The 26,082-nt window shown below is 54.6% G+C and carries 24 protein-coding genes; 17 read left to right on the top strand and 7 right to left on the bottom strand.

The window, feature by feature from the left end; genetic code table 11:
* Nucleotides 1-52: 52 nt before the first annotated feature.
* Entirely contained in the window at nt 53-2,488 is a 2,436-nt protein-coding gene (locus F7C11_RS11070; protein WP_297093393.1) for a tRNA(Met) cytidine acetyltransferase TmcA, read from the bottom strand.
* 128 nt (nt 2,489-2,616) lie between these two features.
* Here F7C11_RS11070 and F7C11_RS11075 point away from each other — a divergent pair, with 128 nt between their 5' ends.
* From F7C11_RS11075 to F7C11_RS11105, 7 genes are all read left to right on the top strand, one after another.
* Entirely contained in the window at nt 2,617-4,524 is a 1,908-nt protein-coding gene (locus tag F7C11_RS11075) for a S9 family peptidase (RefSeq protein WP_297093395.1), read from the top strand.
* A gap of 73 nt (nt 4,525-4,597) precedes the next feature.
* Nucleotides 4,598-6,031, top strand: a complete 1,434-nt coding sequence (locus F7C11_RS11080) for a hypothetical protein (RefSeq protein ID WP_297093397.1) — start codon at nt 4,598-4,600, stop codon at nt 6,029-6,031.
* 3 nt (nt 6,032-6,034) lie between these two features.
* Nucleotides 6,035-6,262 (top strand): hypothetical protein, encoded by a 228-nt coding sequence (locus F7C11_RS11085; protein WP_297093398.1) that lies wholly within the window; start codon nt 6,035-6,037, stop codon nt 6,260-6,262.
* Complete coding sequence (locus F7C11_RS11090; RefSeq protein WP_297093400.1) at nt 6,229-6,351, top strand: hypothetical protein; 123 nt, start codon at nt 6,229-6,231, stop codon at nt 6,349-6,351. The genes F7C11_RS11085 and F7C11_RS11090 overlap by 34 nt, the downstream gene beginning before the upstream one ends.
* 45 nt (nt 6,352-6,396) lie before the next feature.
* On the top strand, nt 6,397-6,555 hold the full coding sequence (locus tag F7C11_RS11095; protein ID WP_363316513.1) for a PIN domain-containing protein: 159 nt from the start codon (nt 6,397-6,399) through the stop codon (nt 6,553-6,555).
* A 57-nt stretch (nt 6,556-6,612) separates the two neighbouring features.
* Nucleotides 6,613-7,200 carry a molybdenum cofactor guanylyltransferase gene (locus F7C11_RS11100; RefSeq protein ID WP_297093402.1) on the top strand — a complete coding sequence of 196 codons (588 nt, stop codon included), beginning with the start codon at nt 6,613-6,615 and terminating at the stop codon, nt 7,198-7,200.
* A gap of 126 nt (nt 7,201-7,326) precedes the next feature.
* Nucleotides 7,327-8,358, top strand: a complete 1,032-nt coding sequence (locus tag F7C11_RS11105; protein ID WP_297093404.1) for a pyrolysin — start codon at nt 7,327-7,329, stop codon at nt 8,356-8,358.
* Between the two features lie 5 nt (nt 8,359-8,363).
* Here the strand turns inward: F7C11_RS11105 and F7C11_RS11110 are convergent, their stop codons facing one another.
* Entirely contained in the window at nt 8,364-8,882 is a 519-nt protein-coding gene (locus F7C11_RS11110) for a biotin transporter BioY (RefSeq protein ID WP_297093407.1), read from the bottom strand.
* Nucleotides 8,883-8,948: 66 nt separating this feature from the next.
* Between F7C11_RS11110 and F7C11_RS11115 the strand changes: the two genes are divergently transcribed.
* From F7C11_RS11115 to F7C11_RS11125, 3 genes are read left to right on the top strand one after another with little or no spacing between them, the layout of a single operon-like run.
* Nucleotides 8,949-9,722 carry a biotin--[acetyl-CoA-carboxylase] ligase gene (locus F7C11_RS11115; RefSeq protein ID WP_297093408.1) on the top strand — a complete coding sequence of 258 codons (774 nt, stop codon included), beginning with the start codon at nt 8,949-8,951 and terminating at the stop codon, nt 9,720-9,722.
* Nucleotides 9,709-10,500 (top strand): energy-coupling factor ABC transporter ATP-binding protein, encoded by a 792-nt coding sequence (locus tag F7C11_RS11120; protein ID WP_297093410.1) that lies wholly within the window; start codon nt 9,709-9,711, stop codon nt 10,498-10,500. Before F7C11_RS11115 ends, F7C11_RS11120 begins: the two co-directional genes overlap by 14 nt.
* Nucleotides 10,497-11,258 (top strand): energy-coupling factor transporter transmembrane protein EcfT, encoded by a 762-nt coding sequence (locus F7C11_RS11125; RefSeq protein WP_297093412.1) that lies wholly within the window; start codon nt 10,497-10,499, stop codon nt 11,256-11,258. The genes F7C11_RS11120 and F7C11_RS11125 overlap by 4 nt, the downstream gene beginning before the upstream one ends.
* Here the strand turns inward: F7C11_RS11125 and F7C11_RS11130 are convergent.
* Both F7C11_RS11130 and F7C11_RS11135 read right to left on the bottom strand, forming a co-directional pair.
* A complete protein-coding gene (locus F7C11_RS11130) occupies nt 11,255-11,890 on the bottom strand; it encodes a hypothetical protein (protein ID WP_297093414.1) in 636 nt (211 codons plus the stop codon). The two genes, F7C11_RS11125 and F7C11_RS11130, sit on opposite strands and share 4 nt — an antisense overlap.
* Nucleotides 11,891-11,942: 52 nt before the next feature.
* Nucleotides 11,943-12,326, bottom strand: a complete 384-nt coding sequence (locus tag F7C11_RS11135; protein WP_297093418.1) for a hypothetical protein — start codon at nt 12,324-12,326, stop codon at nt 11,943-11,945.
* A 105-nt stretch (nt 12,327-12,431) separates the two neighbouring features.
* On the opposite strand from F7C11_RS11135, the gene F7C11_RS11140 reads away from it, so the two are divergent.
* Entirely contained in the window at nt 12,432-13,238 is an 807-nt protein-coding gene (locus tag F7C11_RS11140) for a DUF63 family protein (RefSeq protein WP_297093420.1), read from the top strand.
* Nucleotides 13,239-13,241: 3 nt separating this feature from the next.
* Here F7C11_RS11140 and F7C11_RS11145 read toward each other — a convergent pair whose 3' ends face one another.
* Genes F7C11_RS11145 through F7C11_RS11155 form a run of 3 tightly spaced genes read right to left on the bottom strand, consistent with a single transcriptional unit; the run spans nt 13,242 to nt 17,488 of the window.
* Nucleotides 13,242-15,836 carry a DEAD/DEAH box helicase gene (locus tag F7C11_RS11145; protein ID WP_297093538.1) on the bottom strand — a complete coding sequence of 865 codons (2,595 nt, stop codon included), beginning with the start codon at nt 15,834-15,836 and terminating at the stop codon, nt 13,242-13,244.
* A gap of 21 nt (nt 15,837-15,857) precedes the next feature.
* A complete protein-coding gene (locus F7C11_RS11150) occupies nt 15,858-16,331 on the bottom strand; it encodes an Lrp/AsnC family transcriptional regulator (RefSeq protein WP_297093422.1) in 474 nt (157 codons plus the stop codon).
* Between the two features lie 29 nt (nt 16,332-16,360).
* A complete protein-coding gene (locus F7C11_RS11155) occupies nt 16,361-17,488 on the bottom strand; it encodes a tyrosine--tRNA ligase (RefSeq protein WP_297093424.1) in 1,128 nt (375 codons plus the stop codon).
* Nucleotides 17,489-17,611: 123 nt separating this feature from the next.
* Between F7C11_RS11155 and F7C11_RS11160 the strand changes: the two genes are divergently transcribed.
* The 6 genes from F7C11_RS11160 (at nt 17,612) to F7C11_RS11185 (ending at nt 26,036) form a co-directional block, all read left to right on the top strand.
* Complete coding sequence (locus F7C11_RS11160) at nt 17,612-18,700, top strand: CGP-CTERM sorting domain-containing protein (RefSeq protein WP_297093426.1); 1,089 nt, start codon at nt 17,612-17,614, stop codon at nt 18,698-18,700.
* 89 nt (nt 18,701-18,789) lie between these two features.
* Complete coding sequence (locus F7C11_RS11165) at nt 18,790-20,229, top strand: ABC transporter substrate-binding protein (RefSeq protein ID WP_297093429.1); 1,440 nt, start codon at nt 18,790-18,792, stop codon at nt 20,227-20,229.
* Between the two features lie 165 nt (nt 20,230-20,394).
* Nucleotides 20,395-22,236, top strand: a complete 1,842-nt coding sequence (locus F7C11_RS11170) for an iron ABC transporter permease (RefSeq protein WP_297093431.1) — start codon at nt 20,395-20,397, stop codon at nt 22,234-22,236.
* Nucleotides 22,237-22,246: 10 nt separating this feature from the next.
* Complete coding sequence (locus tag F7C11_RS11175; protein ID WP_297093432.1) at nt 22,247-23,311, top strand: ABC transporter ATP-binding protein; 1,065 nt, start codon at nt 22,247-22,249, stop codon at nt 23,309-23,311.
* A gap of 32 nt (nt 23,312-23,343) precedes the next feature.
* Complete coding sequence (locus F7C11_RS11180; RefSeq protein WP_297093434.1) at nt 23,344-23,955, top strand: DUF447 domain-containing protein; 612 nt, start codon at nt 23,344-23,346, stop codon at nt 23,953-23,955.
* 53 nt (nt 23,956-24,008) lie between these two features.
* Nucleotides 24,009-26,036: a metallophosphoesterase gene (locus F7C11_RS11185; protein WP_297093436.1), complete on the top strand. Its 2,028-nt coding sequence runs from the start codon at nt 24,009-24,011 to the stop codon at nt 26,034-26,036.
* Nucleotides 26,037-26,082 lie beyond the last annotated feature (46 nt).

A 26,082-nucleotide genomic window follows, 5' to 3' on the forward strand; every position in this document is an offset into this window, starting at 1 on the left:
AGCGATACATCGAGGAGACTACGTATCAATCCTATAAAAAGTTAGTTTAAGGTTAGGAAATGATCCTCTTGTAATAGTACCAGAGGCCCCTTATGATATCGCGCACCTCTATCATCGTAAAGGTTTCGGTTCTGTCGATTAGCCTTGCCGTTTCCTCCCAGCTGTGCCCCTGGAGAACCCTGTAGATCAGCAGCTTTATCTGCCTCTCGTCGAGGTAGGGCTTCATCCAGCCGTCGAGGAAGTAGAGCTTAACAATGGGCTTAACGGCGTCAACCACGGTATCGTAGGTGAGAACCTTGCCGGTGAAGGCATCAAGGCGCTTTTTCTGAACCTCCGTGAGGTGAATCGGATAATCAACGGCCTCCCCGAAGGGCGTCTCGAAGAGCCACCTGACGATCTCAGGCTCAACATCACGGTGGGTATCGGCAAGCCATTCCGTGAGCCGTATCCTGAACTCGTCGTTGGCCCTGCGGATGAGCTTCTTTGCCCTCTCGCTTATCGGCTTGAGGACTATGGCGGTAAACTCACCGCTTACCGGGTTCCTGGCGGGGCTCAGGTGGACGACGGCAAAGCCGTTCCTGACCCAGAAGCGGACGAGCTCCTCGCTCGCTCCAAAGCCAGAACCGATCCAGTCAAGGCCCCTCTCCCTGGCCTCCTTTTCGAGGAGTTCCAGTGCCTTGCTTCCAAGCCCCATGTCCATCGCGTCCGGGTGGGTGGCGATTCTGACTATCCGGTACCCCCTCAGCCTTGCGAACTCCTTCGCCATGTGGTGCTTGACCATCATGTCGGGAATGATGTTGCCGCGCGGCTTGTAACCCTTCGCCATCTTTTCGATAACTTTCTTTGGAATGTTGCCCTCCTCCGCTATCTGAAGGGCGGTCACTATCTTGCCGTTCTTCAGCCGTAGAACCCTCGCCCTGTGGTGCGGCGCGTCCGCGAGCAAAGCCACGTCGCTCGGCCTGTTGCGGTAGTGTGCAAGTATGTAGATGCCGACGAAGTTCCTCAGGTCTTCCCTGTCGTTCTTGAACCAGTCATCGAGGTCGGGCTCCTCAAAGTAGACCTCCCTGTTCTTTATCAGCTCGTAGTCCTCATCGGTGAGCTCAACCGGCTCGGCATCGAGCAGGAGGACGTCGAAGAGCCACTTCTCGATGGGGTCGTTTTCCGCGTAGCGGATCGGCTCCTCCATGTGGAGCTCCCTGAAGGAGCGCCTCTCCCTGGCCTTCTTAAGGAACTTGACGGAGAATCCCCTCCCAGCCCCCTCGTAGCCGTGGATCGTGGAGGAATAAACGACGCGCGGCTTGTTGAGGTACCTGTGGAGTATCGGCACGTGGATTCCTGCCGCCTCATCGAGGATGTAGAGGTCTGCGGTCTTTTTGTAACCCTCCGCCGGGGGGTAGTACCTCAGGCCAATCTTCCGGGCGTACAGTTCCCTGATCAGACCCCTCTCCTCGACGACGTGCGGCTTGAAGCCGAGCTTCTGGAGGGCACGCTTGGCGAAGCGGAAAAGGGCCTGAACGTTCTCCGGCTCTGGGGCCGTCACGACTATCCTGGTTCTCTTCTTGAGCGCCAGTGCGAGGCCTATCGCCGCTATTCCAACGGAAACGCTCTTCCCGCGCCCCCTGTCCGCGGTGAGGACGAGCATGCCCTCTTCCCCAACCAGCTCCTCAAAGGCCCTTAGGACTTCAACCTGCCCCTCGGTGAGGGCCATCTCGTAGAGCTCGCGCGGGAAGAGGGTCTCCTCCGGAATCGGCACGCCTCTTCTGGCCTTAATCTTTGCCTGGCTCTTGTTCCTCTTCGGCTTCTTCTTGACCTTTCCGTTCTCGGTTATTATGTAGATGCCGTCGTGCTCGGTGAACTTCCTTATGAGCCGCCTGTTGAAGCGCTTCTTGACGTCGTCTATCGTGTAAGGCGGTGTGACGAGGCTCTTGTGGAAGCCCGTCCACATGTCCTTCCACTTCTTAAAGGGGTGGGCGAGTATGAAGATAAGACCGCCGCCGCGGACGGTCTCGATAATCCTCCCGAGGTCGTTCGGCGAGTAGTCATAGCTCATGTCCAGAACGAGCAGGTCGTACGTCCTCCCGAGGATGTCGCGGGTGTGCTTGAAGGTTACAGCCTTCACCTCGGCGCTTCCACCTGCCAGAACGTCGAAGTGCTTTCTGAAGGCCTCGTAGCGCTTCCTCCCAAAGGTGTCCTCGCCGAGAGCATCTGTGGCGTAGAGAACCTCTATTTTGTCCTCGCTCTCATCTCTCAACCTTTTCTTCATCAGCTCGTCGAGAACCTCGCTCAGAACCCTCGCGGAAGCCCCGGCCAGGATTCCAGCCAATTCAGCCTTTTTCAGCGTGTCACCCTCGATGACTATCATTCTGCGGTGAAACTTCTCAAGCGCCTGAGCCAGGGCCGTCTCGGTGAGCCTGAGAACAGAGTCCTTAACCTTCTCGCCTTTGGCGTAGTCTCTCACTTCCTTATCAAAGCGAACCTTGACGGTCATAGCGACCCCTCCCGGATAAAAGGGAGACGGGGGATTTAAAAAGGTTAGGCGGTTTTGAAATCTTCTCGATAATCATCGAAACGCTAAGCTTTTATACGAAAAAGGCCGAGTTTATTCGGTGATTCTAAATGGCAAAGGGTCTGACCGAGAAAGACCTCGGAAAGTTTAAGCTCGTGGGAAACATCGACGCGCACAGGAGAAAGCTCGTTTTCCAGGTGACGGAGGTAAGCCTCGAAAAGGACGACTACTTCTCAAGGCTCTACCTCTACGACGGCAGGAAGGTCAAGCCCTTCACCGCCGGCAAGAAGGACGGGAACCCGAGGTTCTCCCCGGACGGGAAGCTCGTGGCCTTCACCTCCAAGCGCGATAAGGAGAGCAAGGAGGCAGAGCTCTACGTCATCCCGACCGACGGCGGCGAGGCGAGGCTCTTAACGAAGTTCAAGTATGGAATCAAAAACCTCCGCTTCACGGAGGACGGGAAGGGCATAGCGGTCGTTACGCCGATAGACATCGAGAAGAAGCCCAAAGATGATGTCCACGTCATCAGGGAGATCCCATTCTGGTTCAACGGCGCCGGCTGGGTCTACGGAAAGAGGAGCGTTGTCTATCTGGTGGACGTTGAAACGGGGAAGAAGAGGCGCATGACGCCGAAGAACCTCGACGTCTCGCAGATTAGGTTCTATGAAGGAAAGCTCTACTTCGTCGCCCAGGAAGACCGCGAGAGAAAGCCGATGGTGAGCGACCTCTACGTCCTTGAGGGCAGGAAGGCAAAGAGGCTAACCCACGGAGAGTGGAGCGTGAGTGACTTCATTCCGCTCGACGACGGAACCTTTATCCTCAAGGCCAACACCCGCGAGCGTGGGATTCCCACGAACACCCACATCTACCACTACGACCCGGAGAGTGGCGAGCTTAGAAAGCTCACGGCCGGCCTCGACCGCTCGGCATACAACTCACTCAACTGCGACGTGCGCGGAAGCCAGAGGGCGGAGCTGGTCTTTAAGGACGGCTGGGTCTACTACGTCGCAACCGACGGCCCGAGGGCGAACCTCTTCCGCGTGAACCTCAACGGCGAGATTGAGCGCGTTGTAGGCGGCGATAGGAGCGTCGAGAGCTTTGCAATCGGGGACTACATAGCCTTTACTGCCCAGGATGCGGTCACTCCAACGGAGCTTTACACGCTAAGGGACGGGAAGGAGAGAAAGCTTACCGACTTCAACGGCTGGATTGAGGAGTACACACTCTCCAAGCCAGAGCACTTCAAGGTTAGGGCCAGCGACGGTGTTGAGATAGACGCATGGGTCATGAAGCCCGTTGACTTCGAGCCCGGGAAGAAGTATCCGGCGGTTCTTGAGATACACGGCGGGCCTAAAACCGCCTACGGCTACTCCTTCATGCACGAGTTCCACGTTTTGACGGCCAAGGGCTTCGTCGTGATATTCTCCAACCCGCGCGGAAGCGACGGCTACGGGGAAAGCTTTGCTGACATAAGGGAGCACTACGGGGAGAGGGACTACCAAGACCTGATGGAGGTCATCGATGAAGCGGTGAAGCGCTTCGACTTTATCGATGGAGAAAGGATAGGCGTCACCGGCGGCTCCTACGGCGGCTTCATGACGAACTGGATAGTCGGGCACACGAAGAGGTTCAAAGCAGCGGTAACCCAGCGCTCCATCTCCAACTGGACGAGCTTCTTTGGAACGACCGACATAGGCTACTTCTTTGCCCCCGACCAGATAGGCGGCGACCCCTGGAGCAACGCCGAGGGCTACTGGGAGAAGAGCCCGCTGAAGTACGCGCCGAACGTTGAAACGCCGCTCCTCATAATCCACTCAATGGAGGACTACCGGTGCTGGCTTCCCGAGGCGCTCCAGTTCTACACTGCCCTCAAATACCTCGGCAAGACGGTCGAGCTGGCGCTCTTCCCGGGCGAGAACCACGACTTGAGCAGGGGCGGGAAGCCGAAGCACAGGGTTAAGCGCCTGGAGCTGATAGCGAGGTGGATGGAGAGGTGGCTGGAGGAACAGGAATTTTAAAATATCCGTTATTCTTTTTAACTCTTCGTCATAATATGTTATTCAGGGAGAAATATCAACTGGGGGAATTATTTTGAGGCCTCTCGAGATCGAAAAGTGGATTGAAAGCAGGGGACGACAATATGAAAACTCTCAAGGACTATTGATAGAGTCTATCATTGCATACAAAGCTGGTGCTTACCGAGCAGCATATATTATGGGATGGCTATTTTTTGTTTCAGCTATAAAGGAAAGATTCTTGAAAATCCCACATTGCCCACAAGGCATCTCTGAGGAAAGCTGGAAATTGGTAAAAGAGTGGTTTACTGATGAAGATTCATGGGACTCCAATGTAGTAAACGTTATCTTAAATGAAAATATCAAAAAAGAACATAAAAAGCATAAAAAAGAGATTGAGAAAATATTTCACGTCCCCAAGGATCTTCCTACACTAATTAAAGCCTATCGCAAATATAGAAATATCTGTGCTCATGGGAAGGATTATAATATTTCATATTCTCATGTGGAGGCTTTGTGGGGATTTATAATAGATGCTCTATCTAAGATAGCTATAGCCGGGGAAATTGAGGTGTTTGTAAATAGACTAGCGGACATATTTGAGAAATTTGGAAGTGATAATGACAAATTAATTGCTACCTCACTTTATCAAGCATTACAATTAATCTCAGTGGAATCCTTTTCAAAATTTTTAGACATGTTAAACAATGAACTTAAAAACAAAAATATGCCTGAAATGACGCGGTATGAGGTTACTGCTAAGCTGTACGAGATCTTGCAAAACTTTTCTAAGAGAAGTCCCGAATACAGAAAATATAGCGAAGAACTCATCAAATATATTCTCCAAAAGGACGACATTGATATACAAGTTTTTGCAGGACTGTATCCTGAGAGCTTGAGAGATATTCTAACACAGAGACCAATATATGCCGAAGAGATTATTGGGTTAATAGAGAACACACTTAGAGAAGAAGAAAAGGACATACCACCTTATCTCCTCCCACAATTTTTAGAGCTGTTGTTGATGGGTCCCTCATATTTGTCAAGTGATAGTCTTGATAAGTGCAGGAAGCTGGTAAAAAGAATACCTTATAAACTCACAGATTGGAGTATCCTAGAGGCCTATGAGTTGTTATCAAGAAAACCAGAACTTGTAAAGATCCTGGAGGAATACGGATTTTTCGAAACTTTCAAAAGAGTTCTACTTGATAAAGTAATAGTTCCCAAGGGACACAGCTTTACCATAGCAAATGAAAGGTCGCTACTCCCCGCAATTTATATTGAATATAAAGGTTTAGATGAGGATCTTGTAGAGAGAATAAGTATTGTCTTTTCAGATAAAGACGAACACTATCCGTATGATGTTAGAGATGCTCTTGAGGCATATTTTAATAAAAATCCGGAAAAATGGAATGAATTCAAAAATATTTTCCAGAAACTTAAAGAATCTGGTAAACTTAGGGTATCTCTGAATGAAATATATATTAACCCCGAGAAAGAGACTGAGTGACAGATGAAGAAGTGTCCCAAGATAACGAGGAGCGAAGTAGCGATGAAGGCTATAGCAAAGTGCCCAACAAAGATAGAGACCGAGGAGCTGGGCTCTTATGAACTCCTCTCCCTCCTCGGTGAAGAATTCAAGAAGGAGCTTGAGGAAACTCCCGTTGAGAAGTACGAGGAAGCGCTCAAAGAAACGAGGGATGCGGAATGGAAAAGGCTCTCTATGACACCAACGTCCTGATTGAGGCCGTCAAATCCGGGAAGAAGCTCAGGGGATACACGGCGGTCCTCAACATCGTTGAGTTCCCAAGGGGCCTTGAGCTGGGCTGACCGTGATAACCCCCGACTCTGGAGGACTATCTGCTGGCAATCAAGATTTCGCAGGCGATGGTGAAAAAGGGAACGCCGATTCCGGCGGTTGATGCCATCATTGCGGCCGTTGCAATAAACCGTGAGCTGACACTCTTCACGGAGGACAGGCACTTCGAGTGGGTAAGGGAGGAGTTCAAAGAGTTGAAAATCCACACCGTGTAGTCCAGCACCTTTATGAACCGGCGATTGACTTTTAAACCGACCGGCTAAGTTGTGGCCATGAAAGCCCTCATCCTCGCGTTCCCGGAGAAGCGGTGGGAGAACTACACGATACCCGTAAACGATGAACCTGTGGTGAAGCTCACCGAGAGGAGACTCCTGATGAGTAAGAGGATAGACGAGACCCTCACCGTCGTAAGAAAGGACAAACTCAAAACCTACTCCCTCCACGTCCTGAATCCCGTTCCGGTAAGCGCGAAGAATAAAATGGAGGCCCTCCTGAAAGCGATGCCGGACGGGCCCTTCTTCCTCGCCGAGGGCAACATGCCCCTGATAATGCCCTTTCTCGTGAACTACCTTATAGGTCTTTTCTACGAGAACGAGCCGGAGGCGCTGATACCGGTCTGGAAGGACGGGACGGCGGAGGTTACGCACGCAATATACGAGCCTGACGCCCTGGAGGGCGCTATAAACGCTTCCCTTGCAGAGGGATACCGGAGCTTAAGCCGGATCACCGAGTTCCTCGACTACGAACTGCTGCCAGTCGAGGAGCTGGCAAAGAGAAACCCCAAGGTGACGCTGAGCTTCTTCAGGGTGAGGAACTCCTTTGACGTTAGATTCGCGGCCGAGACACTCAGGAAGCTGTGAGGCAAATCTGATTGGAAATTCTTCAAATTTGTGTAAGAAGGCTTAAATAGTGTAAGGTTTACAATAGATTAAGGGTAGGAGTTCCAAGGTTCTTCTGCTCGGTTCGGACCAAAAGGAGAGATTTGTATGAAGAAAATTTTGAGTGCAGCGTTATCGCTGCTCGTACTGTTCAGTCTGATGGCGGTGTTAGGGCCCACCATCGTTTCTGCAAAGCCGCTAAGCGAATACAACGTGCTGATCCTTAAGAACGTGAACGCGTGGAACTCGCCGGCAGTCGAGGGCACCCTCACTGACATGGGGGTTCCTTACGATGTTATGAGTGGCATGGAACTTCAGAACAAAACGGCTCAGGATCTTATAGACACGTACGACATGATCATCATTGTAAGCGACCAGCCCCAGAGCTTTTACGACCAAATAGGCCCCCAGATGGGAAAACTGGAAGACTACGTGAAGGCGGGGAAGGTTCTTGAGATTCACGCCGCCAACTGGGGATGGAATGGGGGCCTCTGGACAACGCCCCTCCCAAGGAACGTAACCATAGTGCAGAGCTATTCGAGCTACGATTACGTGATAGCCAACAACACGACGCTCTACAGCAACTACGCCAGCCACGGCTACTTCGTCGGCCTGCCGGCCGATGCGGAGATAATAACCGTCCAGGCACCCACCGGAAGCCCAGACTACGGAAAGCCAAGTACCGCGATATACACCCTCGGAAACGGTAAGGTTTTCGTTACCGGCCTGACCATTGAGTACAGCGTTGCCAGGAAAGGGCCCGAATGGAAGGCGTTCTACACCGAAATGATCATGAACAACCTCGGCTATTCCCGGATGGCCCCGACCCCGGAGGCACCGGTTCAGCGCGGAATAAACGTGATGCTGTTCAACTTCTACTACTACATCCAATACCACAGAAACCTTGAGAGGTACAACACCCTGTACGAAGGGGCCGTTGCAGGGGGCATGGACAACGAGACTCTCAGACTGGCGACCATCCAGAACGACACAGCCGCGGAGTACTACGCCAACGCGAGCCAGTACGGCCCGGTTGTGGCGAACTTTCCGAGGATCTACATCTTCATAGACCTGAGAAAGGCAGCGCTTCACCAGAAGCAGGCAGTGGGGATACTTGAAGAGGCGATGGCGGACTGGTGACGCCATCACCCCAAATTTACCGCTTTTCTTACCCTGCCGGCTATCAAAACCGCCAGGGCAGCTTTTATAACATCCACGGGGATGAAGGGCAGCACTCCAAGGAGAAACGCCCTGTAAAAGTCTCCACCAAGGAACAGGCCGAGCCTCAGCCAGCCGAGGAGGTATATGACACCTATCCCAGCGAGAGAGCCAGCGACCATTCCGGTTTTTCCTCCGGATTTCTCGGTTAGATACCCAGCAAAAAACGCCGCGATGGGAAAGGCCGCTATGTATCCGCCTGTTGGCCCGTAGAGAACCGCAAACCCTCCCTGGAGGTTGGCGAACACCGGCATGCCCACGGCACCCATGATAACGTAAACCAGCTGGCTCAAAAAGCCGAGTCTTGCCCCAAGAACGAGCCCGCTCAGGAGGACGAGGAAGACCTGAAGTGTTATGGGGACAGGCCCTATTGGAATGCTGATCTGCGCTCCCACCGCAGTTAGGGCCGCGAAGAGACCGGCAAATGCCACATCACGTGCTCTCATTTGATCACCACTCGGAGGCACTTCCGTTAATCTTTAAAACGTTTTAGTTAACGAAACTTGATCGTCATGAGAGGGTTGATAAAGGACAGTCCCGTAAAGAGGGGAATACTGTCCATGCTGAGGGAAGGAGACACCGTGTCAGGGGACAGGATGGCCAGGGAACTGGGCGTTTCAAGGGTCTCCGTGTGGAAGCACATTAAAGAGCTCCAGACCCTTGGATACGGCATAGAAGCCACCGGAAGAGGGTACCGGCTCGTTTCCACCCCAGGAAAGCCCTACCCCTGGGAGCTCGACGTCAGGAGCTACTACCTTCTGAAGACGCCGTCAACTATGGAGGTCGCGGGGAAGCTTGCGGAGAGGGGGGAACCCGAGTGGACGTTTGTCATAGCGGAAGAGCAGACCGCTGGGAGGGCCCGGCGGGGAGGGCGGTGGCTTTCAAAGAGGGGTGGCCTGTACTTCTCGGTGATTCTGAGACCAAGGATGAGGCTTACAGAGGTAGGGAATCTCATGAAGCCCTCCCTCAAAGCGGTGGCGAGAACCCTCGGGGACTACAAGATACCCGTGGAGGTTCTTGATGAGGGGATTTATGTGGGGGAGAAAAAGATAGCGGGCGTCCTTCTGGAGGCGGCGGGAGAGCTGGACATGGTCAGGTACGCGGTTATTGGGGTGGGACTGAACGTTTCCAACCCAGTGCCGGGTGATGCAACGTCCATGGCACGTGTGCTCGGAAGGGCGCCCCCGCTCCTTGAGGTCTCAAGGAGGCTGTTCGGGGAGCTCAGGTTCTCACTGGGAACTTTTTTAAATCAGCCGGCGGAAGTGGAAAGCGATGCTGAGGGCTGAGAACGTCTGGCATATCTACGAGAACGGGAGAGAAGCGCTGAAGGGCGTAGACTTCGAGATGGGCGAGGAGATAGTGGCCCTCGTAGGCCAGAACGGGAGCGGAAAGACTACGCTGGTGAAGCACTTCAACGGGCTCCTGAAGCCCACAAAGGGCAGGGTTACCGTCGACGGAATGGACACCAGGGAGCACACCGTCGCCGAGCTGAGCAAAATAGTCGGTTACGTCTTCCAGAACCCCGAGCACATGTTCTTTGAGGAGAACGTCTTCAGGGAGGTTGCATTCGGGCCAAGGAACCTCGGCCTAAGCGAGGACGAGGTCGAGAGGAGGGTGAGGTGGGCACTGAAGACAGTCAACCTTGAGGGCTACGAAGACAGGGCACCATACTCCCTCAGCGGCGGTGAGAAGCAGAGACTGGCGATAGCCTGCGTCCTGGCGATGAAGCCAAGGTACCTCATTCTGGACGAACCCACGACCGGCCTGGACGCCAGAAACGCCGCAGGGGTCATCAAGACCATACGCGAACTGAGAGAAGGCGGCCATGGAATACTCCTCATCACCCACGATATGGACCTGGTTCTGGAGCTGGCAGAGAGGGTAGTCCTGCTGCATGAGGGGAGGAAGGTCTTTGACGGCCCGGTGGATAAGTTCTTCTCCCTTGAACTCCACGACTACGGGCTTGAAAAACCAGAACTCCTCAGAATAAGTGAAAAACTCGGGATAGGATTCGTCAGGAGTGCCTCAGAGGTTATAAACGCCCTGGCGGGTGGTTCACGATGATATACCCCTTCTACTTCGAGAGTGACTCCCTGCTCCACAGCCTCGATCCAAGGGTCAAGATAATCGGGACCCTCGCCGGAATCGCCGCGATAATGCTCTACAATGACCCCATTTTCCTGATTCCGCTGTTCTTTCTCACGCTCATAGCGGCGAGGGCACTTGGAAAGATTGAGATCCGGGAGGTGCTCCACCTTTTGAAGCCTCTCCTTCCGATAGTCATAATAACCATCGTGATATGGCCCTTGATATACAGGCCGAGGCTTGAGGGGCTTCTCTTCGGCATCTCCTTCTCGATGCGCCTCCTGACGTTTGCCCTGCTGACGTTCATACTCCTGATGACGACGAGCCAGCGCGACCTGATCCTCGGCTTTGTGAAACTGGGCATGCCCTACGAGTTTGGCCTGACGATCTCGATAGCCCTCCGCTACATCCCCACCCTCTACATCCTGACGGGCAACATCATGGACGCCCAGAAGAGCAGGGGATGGGAAATAGAGAAGGGCAACTTCCTCGTGCGGATCAGGAGGATGAGCGCCGTCCTGATACCCCTGCTTGTGGCGTCCCTCAAGACTGCCCACGAGCTGAGCATAGCCCTTGAGAGCCGCGCCCTCGGCGCCACCAAGAAGAGGACGTTTCTCCACGACATCGAGATGACGGGCAGGGACTACGCCGCCACGGCCGTTGTCCTGCTGCTCTTTGCCCTGGCTCTCTACGTTCGCTACGGCCTCGGGCTCGGACATATAAGCATGTACGGCTAGAGGAGAGGCTTTATCAGGGAGTCCACCGGTATCGAGTGGTCACCCACAGCGGAAACGTAGTCGGGAGGTGCCTTGAGAACGGTCATGTTGAGGCGGTAATGGCCGCGGTAGGAGCTGGTTCTCAGAACGGCCAGCGCCTCGAATATCTCCGGAAGATCATAAAAGCGCCTAAACTCGCCGGGAAGGTCAAGCTCGTTGAGCTCCATGGTCGTGTGTCCCAGAACCAGGATGAGCCCCTTTCGGTCAACCAGCTTCCGAACCTCCACTATTCCCTCCGCGGAACGGTTGAGGAGTGTCGGAAAGAGCGAAACCACAACGAGGGAGCCATCCTCAACGACGTTGAGCGCCTGTAGGAGTTCCTCAACTGAGTAGACGTTGCCTGCGTACAGGTTGGATACGTCTTCTGTGATGCGCTTTAGAACCCTAACGGAAAACGATGCCCCAGGGCCGATATGATAGACGGGGCCGTTCTCAAGGGCGTTTGCAACGAGGTGGTACAGAAAAGCCGTTTTGGCCAGCTCGTCAGTCGAGATTATTCCAGCTAGGCTCCCCTCACTGAGGCCGAAGGGAAACCCTTCAAAGGGCTTCACCTCTCTGGATTGGAGCTCAGCCGGTTTGAAAAACATAGGCATCACACAGGTTAGCGCGTTGGAGATATTTATACCTTACCCAAAAAGGAAAAGCTCAGAGCGCCGCGAGTGCACCGAGTGTAAATATTCCCAGGAGCGCGAGAATTCCCATCACAAGGCCCGCTATCACCGCAGCCAGTACCCACGCGAGAAACGCCCTGAGCCAGCCGGTGTCAAAAACAGCCTTGATGACCCATATGTTTGTAATGAACGCCGCTATCGGGCCAAGGGGCCCCAGAACCGCCCCAACCACTGCACCAACGATGGCGGCAAGTATTCCTCCACCGAGTATTGCAATCATTGCCCTCCCTATCGAAGCGTTCTGTATTCCAATCAGCTTTGCTGCCATCCACAGGAACAGCGCCGCTATGAAGAGCGCCAGCAGAAAGCCCAGTATCATCGCAGTGCCCATTGCGGCAACGACACCCGGACCGTACATGGTATCACCCCCTTACAATTACGAAATTATCCCCTTAATAAGTTTCTCCATGTGAATCCAAAAGAACTTTAAACGGTCGTTCAAACCTTGGCCTGGTGGGAAAAGATGCTGGAATCGGTGTGGAACTACCTCTGGGAATTCTTCTACACGTACTTCTGGGAACCCATGTTCACGAGGAGCGGATACAACCCGATCAACACCTTTGTCTACGCCTTCCTGCTGGGGCTGGGAGTGATATATTCATATAAGTATATAATCAAGCCCCTCGGGATAAAGGTGGACGAGAGGCTCTTTCTGGCGGTTACACCAATGGTCGTGTTCGGGTCAACGGTGAGGGCCCTCGTCGACGGGGGAGTCCTTCCAAAGAACCCCCTCATACTTACTCCAGGCATATTCTTTACGGCGTTCGTTCTGATACTCCCCGCACTCGCGGTGGACGCGAAGATTGGCACCTACCCGAAGGTAACCATATCATGGGGAACACTGCTGGCCATCTGGGCAAACTACCTCCTCGTAACAAACGCCAAGAGCTGGGAGCCCTACGGACTGACGCTACTTCACACAGCTGTCAGCTTTGCCGCAGTCCTCGCGTTCTACAGGTGGCGCCCCTTTGAAAGGCTCTACCTCTACCCGGTTCTCGCCCACTACTTTGACATAGCCTCGACGGTGGTGGCCATCCACTTCTACGGCTACCGCGAGGTGCACTGGCTGGAGAACATACTCGTGAACTACCTGGGGGCGTACTCATACTACCCGTGGATAACGCTGATACTCGTGGCGGTCTACTACGGGCTCAGATACCTGGTGCCCGACGAAGAGGAGCGCTATTTCTGGTACCTCGCAATATACATCCTCGGCCTGGGGCCGGCCATAAGAGACCCCGCCCAGCTGGTGCTTCAGATAGTGGGATGAGCCCTAACGGCCCCTTCTTCCTCTTCCATCCAACCTTTTCCAGGCACGGTGTCCTTTCCCCGGTTTCCCGTGGTCTCTGTTTCTCTCCTCCCCCAGACCCCTGCGTAGTGTCCTGCCCTCCTCGATTTCCCTCTTCAGGATCCTCGCCTCCTCCTCGGCGTCCCTCACGCGGAAGACCCTCGCGATCCGCTCTATCGCCTCAAGCTTCCTCACGATGCCGTCGAGCCAGGTAAAGACGTCACCAGGATAGACTATGAGGCCGTAGACCTTTCTGAAGTGCTCCGCTATTTGAGTGGGGTGCTTTCCGTTCCGCCTCAGCTCGATTATCAGGTTGCTAACGCGCTCCATCGCGTGCTCGGTGCACTCCTCCTCAGGGCACATGAAGAACTCCTGGTAGAGCGTGAAGAGCCTCTCGGCGGCGTTGGGGCTGAGCTCCGGAATAACCTTATCGAGCTCCTCAAGGATGGAGGCGAAGCTCGGCGAGAAGACGTTGGCGCTCAGCCTTCCCCTAACCGTCCCCTCAAGCTCCCTCTGGAGCGTTCCGCTCAGGTAGAGGTTCTCGAAGGGGAGGAGTTTTACGGCTATCCACTGGGCCGGCTTCCTTCCGAGGTTATCCCTTATAAACGCTGCCTCCTTGGGGAGCAGGAAGCTCATGCTCACGGCCCTTCCGTAGGGCGTGACCTCAACGAGTGGCTTTTTGAGCCGGACGAAGCCGAACTCCCCAAGCTTTTCGAGAACCTTTTCCGCGCTCTGGTTGGCACCGAGGCACTTTTCCTGGACCTCCTCGATGACGTCGAGCCGGTTGAAGACGCAGGAGTGTGCCAGAACGTTGTCCGCCTCAAGCTCGTCGCTCCATTCCACCATCACGGGCTCAATTGGAGCGGTCAAAAGCTTGAAGGCAACCTCGTCCTCGCTGCCTTCCATCTGGGCGGAATACTTCCTACCGGGCTCGACGATGAGATAGACCCTGCCCTTCTCGTGGTAGAGCGGCCTTCCAGCTCTTCCGAGCATCTGGTGGAACTCCCTGACGGTGAGCCACTTGTTGCCCATCGCCAGGCTCTCGAAGATGACCTGAGAGGCCGGAAAGTCAACGCCCGCTCCCAAAGCCGCCGTGGTGACCACGACGTCGAGTCTCTGGGCCAAGAACTCCATCTCGGTGAGCTTCCTCTGCTTGTAGGGCAAACCGGAGTGGTAGGGCTTGGCTTTCAGGCCTTTGCTTGTGAGGTAAGCGGCCAGCTCGTGCGTCCTCTTGCGCGAGAAGGTGAAGACTATCGTCTGTCCCCTGTAGCCCTGGCGGGATTTCCTCATCGCCTCCGCCCGGCAGAGGTTAGCGATGTGCCTCCACTTCTCACCCTCGTTTCTCGCTATGATTATGTGCCTCTCCAGATCGACCGGCCTCTCGTCGTAGAGCACCAGCTTTAGCCCAAGCTCCCTCGCCAGTTCGTCGGGATTTCCGACGGTGGCGCTCAGGCCTATGAACTGGGCCTTTGGATAGAGCTTTCTCAACCTGGCGATCAGCCCGTCCAGCCTCGGCCCGCGCTCCTCGTCGTCGAGGGTGTGTATCTCGTCTATCACGATGGTTCCGACGTTTCCTATCTTCCTTCCCGCCCGGAGGAGGTAGTCTATTCCTTCGTAGGTTCCCACTATGATGTCGGCATCTATGCCCGTATCAACCACAACAAGCTCGTCCCGGGTCTTTATGCGGCTCATTCCAACGCGGATGGCCACCCGGAGACCGAGTTTAGAATAGCGCCGCTTAAAGTCCTCGTACTTCTGGTTTGCCAGGGCAACGAGGGGGACAAGGAAGAGCATTTTCCGACCCTTCATGGCCTTGGGGACGCCGGCCAGCTCGCCGATGAGGGTTTTTCCGCTCGCCGTGGCGGAAACGACGAGAAGGTTCTCGCCCTCAAGGAGACCGTGCTTCACCGCCAGGCTCTGAACCGGGAGGAGCTCGTTAACGCCCTCCGCCTTGAGAACGGATTTAAACCTTTCAGGGAGCGGGAGCTCGTCGAGGTGAACTTTCTCAACGCGCACGTGCTTCGCCTTCAGCTCGTCCCACTTGGTTACCTCCGGGTGCCTCGTCGGGTCGAAGCGGGGGTCGAAGGCGTAGAGAACCTTGTCGAGGTCCCTGAACCTGTCGAGGAGCTTCCTTGCCTGGTCGAACATGGCGACGCTCCTGAACCTGAAGCGGAGCTCCCTCTTCAGCTCGTCCTCGGCACAGCGCTCGCATATGTACTCGCCGTGGTATTTAATGCGGTTGCCCTCGGTGAGGACGGTTACCCTGCCGTCGAGGAGGCAGAGACGGCAGAGTTCGGCCCTTTCAACCATCTTGTTCTGGAGCCTCCCCCGGAAGTAGTCCTCCCACTCGCCGGCGTTTACGAGGACTATCCTCGCCTGTCTCAAGAGCTTCTCCATCTCCTTCGGGTTCCTGTACTGGCTCCCCTCAAGGACCTTGAAGAGCCTCCCCTCCCGCATTATGAAGCGGTATATCCTGTCAGCCTTCAGGTTCTTCATTGAGGTGAGCTTTTCAGGCTCGTTCTCGATGAAGAATGCCTCAAGCTCGTTTTTCTTTCTCCCGGGTCTCACGACGAAGAGCATTCCCACTCCCTCGCCAAGCAATCAGCGCCTCCCGCCCTCCCCCGACACCCAGTTCTCCTTGAAGGTGTCTATTATGATTGTGACCTCAACCCGCTCCAGGTTTTTACCGAAGAACCGTTTGAGCCTTCCGGCAAAGGCCTTGACCTCATCCGTGTTGTGGAAGCTCGCCCTAATGAGTATCTGCCTCTCGCCGCTGCGCCGGTAGAGGCTCTGAACCTCCTCCAGCCTGGCAACCCGTCTCAGAATCGGGTCGATGGTGTGGTCGTCTATGGCAAGCTTGAGCTCAAAGAACGCCTGGACGTATTCGTCGAGAAAGGCCGGGTCAACGATGGCGGAGTAGCCCTTGATCGCCCCGAGCTTCTCCAGCTTTTCGACCCTGTTCTTCACGCTGGCCGGGGACAGGCCAACCCTCTTCCCAAGCTCGGTCAGGGTTATTCTACCCTCTTTTCTAAGGATTCTGAGTATCTCCCTGTCCTTTTCGTCTATTCCCGGCATCGGCTCCACCAGCTAAAAGAGGAGAAAAATCAGCGGGTGATCTTTATCTCCCGCATAAGCTCAAGGGGCTCTGGATTCCTCTCGAAGTAGTCCCTGACGGGCTTGAGGAGTTCAATGAGGTATTCCGCCACCGCGTTCTTGAGGTCGAGCGGGTGGAGCTTGCCTTCAGCGAAGTCCCTCTTGAGCTCCTCGATGGTCGTGTAGGTCACGTCTCCGCCGAACTTGGCGGGCCGGTGGATGGTGAACTCGGTCGGCTCCTCGCGGAAGATTATGTACTCGGCCCAGTCGAGGACCGGGTTGTAATTAACCTCCCTCGCCGGGCAGAATGCCTTTCTGAGCTTCCCCTTTATCTCCTCAGGGGTGTCGTGGATGAAGACCGCCGAGTAGGGCTTGCTCTTGCTCATCTTCATCTGGGTCTTGAGTTCCTTGAACTGCTCCTCGCTCTCTATCGGCCAGACCGGCGGCTCCTGAAGGCCGAGGAGGAGGTGATGGTGTAAAGCAACGGGCTTGAGCTTCTTGCCCTTCCATTCGAGGGCGTGGTACTTGAGCTTCTGTGCGACCTCAATCGCTATAACGTGGGCCTTCCTCTGATCCATTCCGGCGTGGGCTATGGTAACGCCCTGGTAGAAGATGTCAGCCACCTGCATGGCCGGGTAGATGAGCTTGGCGAAGTCTATCCCCTCACCCATCTGCCTTCCCATGATCGTTATGGAGCGCATCATCCTCGCGAGGGTGACGTTCTTGGAGATGTCTATGACGGTCTGCCAGTAGTCGCCCTTCTCAAGTATCTCGCTCGCGAGCACGAACTCGACCTTATCAGGGTCGCCGCCCATGACCTTTATGCTCTGCTTCATGCCCTCCTTGAAGTAGCTCAGCGCGACCTTCTGGATGACCTCGAGGTCACCGCCGAGCTTGTCGTTTATCCAGCTGTGCCAGTCGGCGAGGAAAATTCTCGTCTTGATTCCGGCCTTCTGGAGGTCTGCTATCTTTGCCCCGGCCATAAGCCCGGTTCCGAGGTGAATGTAACCGCTTATCTCGAACCCTATGTAGTGCTGCATTGGAACACCGACTTCGAGCAGGTGCCTTAGGTTCTCCTCTGTCAGGAGTTCCTCTGTGGGCTTCTTCTTGATGAGCTCTATCCTTCTTTCAATGTCCATACTCACCACCTGAAGCCTGAACGGTACAAGCCTTTAAGGACTTTACGGAAGTTTTTCCGGGCTGTTAAAGTTCGGATTCATAAGATTTATAACTCCCTAAGCCTTAGATAACCCGGTGATACCATGAGGAAGGCTGCAATAATACTTGCCGTGTTTGTCTTCTTTGGTGTTTTTGGATTTGCCATGGCCAGCGCTACGACCATCGGTGTTGACCTTGCCCACGGAGAGAGCGACAAGGGCCTGGCAGTTCTGACCGACAGGGACGGCAACGTCCTCGCAGAGGGAATGATAAAGACCCTCAGCGACTTCAACTGGGTCTACATCGGCGATCCGGCCGTCGCAGACACCCTTGGAATACAGAACGTTGGGGACAAGATAACCTACGACGCGATTAAGGACGTTGACTTCCTTATCCTCGGCCAGCCGAGCCAGGCATTCAGCCCGGATGAAATACAGGCCCTCGTCCAGTGGTGGAACGACGGTAACAGGATCCTCTGGGTTGCCGCCGATTCGGACTACGGCGACGGTCCGAACAGGATTGACTTTGCCGACACTATTCTCGATGCCATCGGTGCCAACCTCCGCGTTGACCAGGCTTCAGTTGAGGACGCCACCAGCAACGCTGGAGCTGGCTACCGTGTCATAGGCCTTGTCAACCCCGACTCAGACACCCCTGAGAAGGACATGATAACCAAGGACCTCACCAACGGCGGAAAGGTCCTTTTCCACGGCCCGGGTGTCGTAGCCTACTATGATGAGAACGGTAACTGGAAGCCCCTGAAACCGAACGCAGGTATTGAGAACATCTACGTCATAGTTACAAGCAGCAATGACGGTCAAATCGTCGAGAACACTGACCCGGCGGCCAACGCTTACACCGCTGGTGACACCGGCCAGTTCCCGCTTATGGCAGTTCAGCTCTTCCCTGACAAGAAGAACGTCCTCATCGTCAGCGGTGAGACCCCCTACGGAGGCTACGAGCCAATGTGGGCGCCAGAGTACCACGGCGTCAAGCTCGACGGTCCGCAGTTCGTCACCAACTTCATCAAGTGGGCCGTCTACGTCCAGGGCGAGCTTGGCAAGGAGACCACAACCGAGAGCACCGAGACCGGCAGCGAAACCGGTGGAGAGACCGGCGGAAGCACCTGCGGTCCAGCAGCCCTCGTCGGCCTTGCCCTGATACCGCTTGTCCTCTATAGGAGGAAGAAGTGAATCTTTCTTCTTTTTTTGTCTATTGAACCATTAATTTTTTATTGAGTTTGAGGAACTTCCACTGATTAAACATAACTGGGTGATAAACCATGAAGAAATGGGCCTCTATCGGACTTATCCTGCTTCTTGCCCTCAGTGTCGTGGCCAGTGGATGTATCGGCGGTAGCAGTGGAGAAAGCAGCGGTATAACCCTTGTTGTCGTCACCAGACACGATGCAACAATACAGTACATGGCCAAGCAGGCCTTCCTCAAGAGCGACATAGCGAAGCAGTACAACATCCAGGACATCAAGTTCATCAAGGTTCCGGAAAGCCTCTGGCCGAGCTACATCGAGAAAGGTGCCGATGTCGGCTGGGGTGGGGGACCGACGCTCTTCGATGACTTGTACAAAGCTGGCTACCTTGCCCCCATAACCGACAAGAAGGTTCTTGACCTCCTCGGCAACCCTATACCGACAGAACTCGCAGGAATGCCCATGGTCAGAAAGGAGGGGGATAAGGTCTACTGGATTGCTGCCGCCCTCTCGTCGTTCGGATTTACAGTCAACAAAGCCCAGCTCAAAAAGTGGAACCTTCCGGTTCCCGAGAAGTGGGAGGACGTTGCCAGCGAGGAGTGGGCCCTCAACCCGCCGCAGTACGGTATAGCCGACCCGACCAGGAGCACATCCAACACCAGGATATACCAGATCATCCTTCAGGCCTTTGGATGGGACCAGGGCTGGCGCATAATGACGCTCATTGCGGCCAACTCGAAGATATACATGCAGAGTGATGCCGTCAGAGACGCCGTCATAAACGGTGAGATCGCGGCAGGAAACACTATAGACTTCTACGGATACACCGCCATGCAGCAGAACCCGGACTGCCAGTACATAGTCCCGAAGGGGGAGAGCATCATCAACGGTGACCCGATAGCCCTCCTCAAGAACGCCCAGCACCCCGAGGCCGCCCAGGCCTTCATCTACTGGGTCCTCACCGAAGGCCAAGCCATATGGATGAGCCCGGACGTCAACAGGCTCCCGATCAACCCGGACATCTTCGACATGAAGATCACCAAGACCTACGCCGATGTCATATTCAAGGGCCAGCACGAGGGACAGACCTACGGCGAAGTCAGGCCCGCTCTCAAGAAGGCCTACCAGGACGCCATCAACGCCAAGGGAATACCGTTCGACGATAAGCGCGCCCTTGAAACCGTCAGCGCACTTCAGTACTACTTCAAGGCTACCCTCGTTGACCCGAACCAGAAGCTCCACGACGCCTGGGTTGCCATAGTCCAGGCCTACAAGGAGGGCAAGATCACCAAGGAGCAGTTTGAACAGCTCAAGGACGAGCTCACTGCACCGATACAGTTCAAGGACCCAGAGACCGGCCAGATGGTAACATTCACCGAGGAGTACGCCAAGAAGATAAACGACAAGATCGTCAGCGACAGGAACTTCCAGGACCAGCTCGTCCAGGAGTGGCGCCAGGCAGCCAGCGACAAGTACGACAAGGTTCTCCAGGACCTCCAGAGCATGACCGGCTGAATTTGACATCTTACATATTTTTTGATATTTTTCTGAAGATTTTTCTCCCTTTTGCCCCCGTTTTAGATGCTAATAAATCAACAAATTTTTGGAAATATTTAAATAGACCCCACTTCGACCCAATCAGAGTGATTGGGAGTTCAAAACAACGGAGGTTGATGCTCGATGAAGGTTAGCAAGTGGAGCGAGAATCTCTTTGGAACCCCCATCTTCGACCCGGTCGTGACGACGTCGTTCCTGTTCCCACTCCTCTACTTGGTGGCGTTCCTGATAATCCCCGTGGTGACGATGCTGGCAGTGGCCTTCGAGTACAACGGCCACTTCTCCTTCCACTGGTTCACCAGCATCCTAACGTCCGATTACTATATCAGCTTCAGACCAACCGGAGAGTTCTACAGACTCATCACGATGCCCAACGGAGAGCAGATATACTACGTCCAGGGCGTTGACTTCGGAGTTATCCTGAACTCCATCCTCGTTTCAATCAGTGTCATGATACTGACAACGATTCTCGGAACGATATTCGCCTTCGTTATGGCCCGCTATGACTTTCCGGGCAAGAACATTATCAGGATACTGCTCTTTGTCCCGCTCTTGGTCACGCCCTTCGTCAACGTTTTCATAGTTAAGAAGATGTTCCTGCCCAATGGCCTCATCAACTGGCTGTTCTATGACATCCTCCATGTATTCCCCCACAGAATCGTTATCGACGGCCTCGTCGGTGTGATCATCGCCCAGACCATGACGTACTATCCAATTGTTTACCTCAATGCCTACGCGAGCTTCATCAACATCGACCCGACCCTTGAGGAGCAGGCCGAGAACCTCGGAAGCAAGGGCTTCCACCTCTTCAGAACCGTCACCTTCCCGCTCGCCCTTCCGGGAATAGCGGCCGGTGCAACACTCGTTGGAATATTCAGCCTTGAAGACCTGGCTGCACCGATAGTCTTCCAGGGCAACCCACTCGCCAGGAAGCTCATGTCCTTCCAGATTTACAGCGCATTCACCAGCGGTTTCAACGTTGGAAGCCCGCAACTCGCGGCTTTAGCCCTCATAATGCTCGCCATTGCCGTCCTGATGTTCCTTGGAATCAGGAAGTACGTCAGCCTGCGCCAGTACGCAATGCTCAGCAAGGGCGGAAGGTGGAAGCCCCGTGTGGCCAAACCCAAGGGATGGCAGGCCGCCCTTATATACCTCGTGGTCATTCCAATGCTCCTCATCTCGATATTCCCCCAGGTGGGTGTCGTCCTCCTCGCCTTCAGCGAAAGCTGGGCCGGAACCTGGCCCCAGGGCTTCACCACCGCACACATACAGAGCATAATCACGCAGCCGGACATTGAGAGGGTCATCATAAACAGTGTCATGTATTCAACGGCAGCTATAGTCGTCATACTCCTGCTCTCGCTCACGGCATCCTACGCCTCCAGCAGGTTCAAGAAGAGCAAGCTTGGCCCAGTACTCGACAGCCTCGCCACGATACCTATAGCGGTTCCGGGAATAGTCATTGCCATGAGCTATTTCTTCTTCTTCGCCAAGGTGTTCCCGAATACTCCACTTGATCCCACCAACCTGCTGGGCTTCAACCCGGCAATGGTTCTGGTGCTGGCGTACTCCATCAGGCGTCTGCCCTTCGCGGCGCGCTCGATCTCGGCGGGAATTCAGCAGGTTCACGTTTCCCTTGAAGAGGCCGCCCTCAACCTCGGCGCAGGAAGGTGGAAGGCACTCACTGGAATCCTCATGCCACTGATACTCCTGAACCTCCTGGGCGGGGCAATGCTGAGCTTCGTCTACTGTATGAGCGAGACCAGTGTGGGCATCACCCTCGGTTCCATCAACCCGGACTACTACCCGATAACCGCCAGGATGGTCGAGCTTATGACGAGCGCCGTTGGAAGCGCCAACCTCGCCGCTGCTCTGGGTGTGTTCCTCATGACGGTGCAGATTATAGCCATAGTCCTCGCCAACGTGATAACCAAGCAGAGGTACTCGTTCATAGGTCTCACATGAGGTGGTTGGGATGGTTGACGTCAAACTTGAAAACATCGTTAAAACTTTCGGAGAAACCGTCGCCCTTAAGGGAATAGACCTTCACATCAAGGCAGGGGAACTCTTTACCCTGCTCGGACCGAGTGGCTGTGGAAAGTCAACGACGCTGAGAATAATCGCCGGCCTCGACTTCCCCGACAGCGGAACCCTGTACTTCGGAGACGAGGAGGTCACCTACCTCCCATCCAGCAAGCGCGGGGCGGTGCTCGTCTTCCAGAACTACGCCCTCTGGCCGCACATGACCGTCTTTGACAACGTCGCCTACGGCCTCAAGCTCAAGAAGCTCCCCAAGGAGGAAATAAGGAAGAAGGTCGAATGGGCGCTTGACCTCGTCAAGCTCCGCGGTTTCGAGGACCGCTATCCAACACAGCTTTCCGGTGGCCAGCAGCAGCGTGTGGCAATAGCCAGGGCCCTCGTGGTCGAGCCAAAGGTCCTCCTCCTTGACGAGCCGCTGAGCAACCTCGACGCCAAACTCAGGCTTGAGATGCGTTCGGAAATCAGGAGAATCCAGCGCGAGCTTGGAATCACCGTCATCTACGTCACACACGACCAGGAGGAAGCAATGGCGATAAGCGACAGGATAGCAGTCATGAACGTGGGGACTGTCGAACAGGTCGGGACGCCCAAGGAGATATACGAGAGCCCCAGGACTGAATTCGTCGCCAGCTTCATGGGCAAGACCAACGTCATCCCGGCCAAGGTCGTGGAGAGGAACGGTGACCGCGTTACCGTCGAGTTCGAGGGCATCAGGCTGGATAACCTGTACTACACAGAAAAGAGCGACGACGTCGTCATAGTCATCAGGCCCGAGAGGATAAAGCTCAAGCCTGCCGAAAACGCGGTGTCCTTTACGGGGACGGTTGACCTTATCGAGTACTACGGCTTCTTCATCGAAGTCGTCGGCCTCTTTGGGGACACAAGGATAATCGCAAGAACCATCAGCGACAAGGAAGTGTCGGACCTCAGACCCCTGCAGGAGGTAACGTTCTACGTCGAGAGGGACGACATCATCGTCCTTCCAAAGCAGCAGCTTTAAATCCTCCTTTTCCATTCTCCTTTGGTGGTTACATGGAGCCTTTGAAGTTTTTTAATGAAGGCCAGGTCTATGAGGTTCTCCTTGTTACCCGTTCAAACGTCGCTCCCGTCGGCGTTGTGAGAAAGGGCCGGAGGTTCTCTTTCAAGCTCTTCGGAGGAAAGAGTGCCGGGGAACTGAGGGAGCACCCATACGCCGCGATACAGATAACCAACGATGTCGAGCTGATGTCCAGGCTTGCCCTGAACTTCGAGGTTACCCTGGAGTTTGAAGAACGTGAAAAGCACCGCTGGATCAAGGGGCTCCCGGGACTGTACGGCGAGGTTGAGATCCGCGAGGAGGAGCACGAGGACGAACTCGGAAAAACCCAGATACTTAGATGTTCCCTAGAGCCCGAGGGCTTTATTGAGGGGAGCCTGCCTCCGAGGCCCCTCAGCAGGGCTGACTTTCACCTCATCGAGATGGCGGTTCACCTCACAAGACTCCTTGAGGCAGTCAAAAACAGAAAACCTGAGATTGCAAAGAATCTCTACAACCTCGTGATGTTAAACTACAGTATGTACAAAAGGTTCGGGGGAAGCTCTGAGATTGCCGAGATAATGGCGGAACTGGCAGGGAACAGTTATGTTCAGGATTCCACAGACTAGGCTTTAAAGGAAAACTTATAACTCATTTTTCCCAGGGTATCTTTGGTGATGCTATGCTCGGCAGAAAAGTAATCTCCCTGTTGATAGCCCTTTTTGCCCTGGCAGCGATTCCAGCAGGCACAGTCTGGGCAGCGGCTCCAACTACCCCCGGAGACATCCTGATTCAGCCCCTGCCTGGAACACCTGCGATAGGAATGCCCGGTGATGTTATAGAGATATATCCTGCAGAGGGTGTCACAATCCAGGGGCTGCAGATAGTTTCAATACTCCACGGGCCATATAATCTGGAAATCGTTGGCACAGATAACGGAATAGTCAAAGCTAAAATCCCTGAGGACGCGGCACCCGATGTCTACTTCCTTGTCGTGAAGAGCGACAAAGGAGAGGTAACCATCCCGAACGGCGTGTGGGTCATGAAGAAAGCGCCGACGGTTCTCAAGATTGCCCAGGGTAGCGACCTTCACGTGACGAGCGGCTCAAAGATGGGCTTCGTCTGCGGGGACTACTTCCAGAAGAGCATCACAGGTATCCTCGAGTACTGCAAGAGCCCGGTAGCACTTCACAGCTACACCGCCACCGACAGCTTCATGACCTACTATGGCATGGTGGGTGCCGATGGGGAGAACGTGATAAATATAATACTTGTAACGGGTGACGACGTTGACACCAACGGCGACAGGGAGGGCTATGTACTTCTTGACCGTGCCATCCTCCATGCGACTGCCGCAGGAACCCCACTCATAACGGTCAAGGGCAACCACGACCATCCCCCAACATATTACAGCAAGTACGTCGGCCCGAGGTACTTCTACAGGGTCATCGGTGATTTCCTCATAATAGGCCTCGACAGCAGGGGCGAGGAGAGGCACCCAGAGATGGAACAGCTCCAGTGGATGGAGAAGGTTCTTCAGGATCACCCAGACAAGATTCCGATAGTCCTCGTCCACCACCCGTTCTGGTACATCAGCAGGCAAAATGGAGGAGTCGTGGAGAACCTCACCGCCTTTGACGACAACGACTGGCAGCAGATAAAGAAGCTCGCCAGCTGGGACTGGGTCGGGAGGAACGGCGAGTACGAGGACATAGCCAGGTACTTCCTCCAGCTCGTCGAGAAGTACAACGTCAGGCTCGTCCTCAGCGGCCACATCCATAGGGATAAACCCGTCCTCTACATTGACAAGAATGGCAACGAGCACTGGTTCTATGCCCTCACGACCACCGGAGCACCAGACAAGACCAGCAATCCGCCGAGCGAGACCGACAAGCAGAGGGGTTATACCAAACCCAGCTGGTACGGCTCCCAGATAATCTACGTTTACGACAACGGCACAGTCAAGTTCCCGTTTGTCAGCAACCTCTTTGATAAGGAGAAGCCCGTCTCGCTTCCGGTTCCGCAGAAGTTCATCGTCTTCCGCCAGGACGGGGATGACGGAACGGCGGTCAAGTTCATCAACGAGCTCGGCAAGAGCATAAGCGGTCCTATAGTCCTCCAGATACCCTCAGGGGCCAAAGTTGACCCGCAGGCAACCAACATAACCTACACCGTCCTCGGCGAGAGGGAAATCGGCGGAACCTACTACATGCTCCTCAACGTTACCGTTCCGGAGGGAATCAGTCAGATAACCGTGGTCAAGGGCGCAGACAACCAGGCACCCTCCGTCAAGGTTGGATACCTATCACCAAGCAAGCCCAAGCCGGGCAAGGCCTTCAAGGTCTACATCAGCGCCAGCGACAACGTTGGAATCAGGGACATGAAGGTGCAGATAATAAGCGACGGGAAGGTCATAGCCGAGTACCCGGCGTTCTCAATGAAGCCCGCGGAGGTTTCTGCTACATACTTCACCGAGGTTCCCGGCGTTGATGCGAGCGAATTTACCATAAAAGTCATAGCTACCGACTTCTACGGCAACACTGCGGAAACCACTTACACCGTCGGTGGAAGTGCAACCACCCCAACCACCACAAGCCCCGCTGAGAGCACCACCGAAAGCGCCACACAGGGCACCACCGGAAGCACCTGCGGTCCAGCAGCCCTCGTCGGCCTTGCACTCGTCCCGCTCCTCCTCAGGAGGAGGAAGTGACCTTTTCCCTCTTTTTATGTTACTTTGCGTCGTTTCTGACCATCCG

This window comes from Thermococcus sp., from assembly GCF_015521605.1.
Taxonomy (GTDB): Archaea; Methanobacteriota_B; Thermococci; order Thermococcales; family Thermococcaceae; genus Thermococcus.

What these genes read in the sequence shown, in the direction of transcription:
- F7C11_RS11070 (WP_297093393.1), bottom strand. Translation starts at nt 2,488, where the DNA reads ATGACCGTCAAGGTTCGCTTTGATAAGGAAGTGAGAGACTACGCCAAA.
- F7C11_RS11075 (WP_297093395.1), top strand. Translation starts at nt 2,617, where the DNA reads ATGGCAAAGGGTCTGACCGAGAAAGACCTCGGAAAGTTTAAGCTCGTG.
- F7C11_RS11085 (WP_297093398.1), top strand. Translation starts at nt 6,035, where the DNA reads ATGAAGAAGTGTCCCAAGATAACGAGGAGCGAAGTAGCGATGAAGGCT.
- F7C11_RS11090 (WP_297093400.1), top strand. Translation starts at nt 6,229, where the DNA reads ATGGAAAAGGCTCTCTATGACACCAACGTCCTGATTGAGGCCGTCAAA.
- F7C11_RS11100 (WP_297093402.1), top strand. Translation starts at nt 6,613, where the DNA reads ATGAAAGCCCTCATCCTCGCGTTCCCGGAGAAGCGGTGGGAGAACTAC.
- F7C11_RS11105 (WP_297093404.1), top strand. Translation starts at nt 7,327, where the DNA reads ATGAAGAAAATTTTGAGTGCAGCGTTATCGCTGCTCGTACTGTTCAGT.
- F7C11_RS11110 (WP_297093407.1), bottom strand. Translation starts at nt 8,882, where the DNA reads ATGAGAGCACGTGATGTGGCATTTGCCGGTCTCTTCGCGGCCCTAACT.
- F7C11_RS11115 (WP_297093408.1), top strand. Translation starts at nt 8,949, where the DNA reads ATGAGAGGGTTGATAAAGGACAGTCCCGTAAAGAGGGGAATACTGTCC.
- F7C11_RS11120 (WP_297093410.1), top strand. Translation starts at nt 9,709, where the DNA reads ATGCTGAGGGCTGAGAACGTCTGGCATATCTACGAGAACGGGAGAGAA.
- F7C11_RS11125 (WP_297093412.1), top strand. Translation starts at nt 10,497, where the DNA reads ATGATATACCCCTTCTACTTCGAGAGTGACTCCCTGCTCCACAGCCTC.
- F7C11_RS11130 (WP_297093414.1), bottom strand. Translation starts at nt 11,890, where the DNA reads ATGCCTATGTTTTTCAAACCGGCTGAGCTCCAATCCAGAGAGGTGAAG.
- F7C11_RS11135 (WP_297093418.1), bottom strand. Translation starts at nt 12,326, where the DNA reads ATGTACGGTCCGGGTGTCGTTGCCGCAATGGGCACTGCGATGATACTG.
- F7C11_RS11140 (WP_297093420.1), top strand. Translation starts at nt 12,432, where the DNA reads ATGCTGGAATCGGTGTGGAACTACCTCTGGGAATTCTTCTACACGTAC.
- F7C11_RS11145 (WP_297093538.1), bottom strand. Translation starts at nt 15,836, where the DNA reads ATGCTCTTCGTCGTGAGACCCGGGAGAAAGAAAAACGAGCTTGAGGCA.
- F7C11_RS11150 (WP_297093422.1), bottom strand. Translation starts at nt 16,331, where the DNA reads ATGCCGGGAATAGACGAAAAGGACAGGGAGATACTCAGAATCCTTAGA.
- F7C11_RS11155 (WP_297093424.1), bottom strand. Translation starts at nt 17,488, where the DNA reads ATGGACATTGAAAGAAGGATAGAGCTCATCAAGAAGAAGCCCACAGAG.
- F7C11_RS11160 (WP_297093426.1), top strand. Translation starts at nt 17,612, where the DNA reads ATGAGGAAGGCTGCAATAATACTTGCCGTGTTTGTCTTCTTTGGTGTT.
- F7C11_RS11165 (WP_297093429.1), top strand. Translation starts at nt 18,790, where the DNA reads ATGAAGAAATGGGCCTCTATCGGACTTATCCTGCTTCTTGCCCTCAGT.
- F7C11_RS11170 (WP_297093431.1), top strand. Translation starts at nt 20,395, where the DNA reads ATGAAGGTTAGCAAGTGGAGCGAGAATCTCTTTGGAACCCCCATCTTC.
- F7C11_RS11175 (WP_297093432.1), top strand. Translation starts at nt 22,247, where the DNA reads ATGGTTGACGTCAAACTTGAAAACATCGTTAAAACTTTCGGAGAAACC.
- F7C11_RS11180 (WP_297093434.1), top strand. Translation starts at nt 23,344, where the DNA reads ATGGAGCCTTTGAAGTTTTTTAATGAAGGCCAGGTCTATGAGGTTCTC.
- F7C11_RS11185 (WP_297093436.1), top strand. Translation starts at nt 24,009, where the DNA reads ATGCTCGGCAGAAAAGTAATCTCCCTGTTGATAGCCCTTTTTGCCCTG.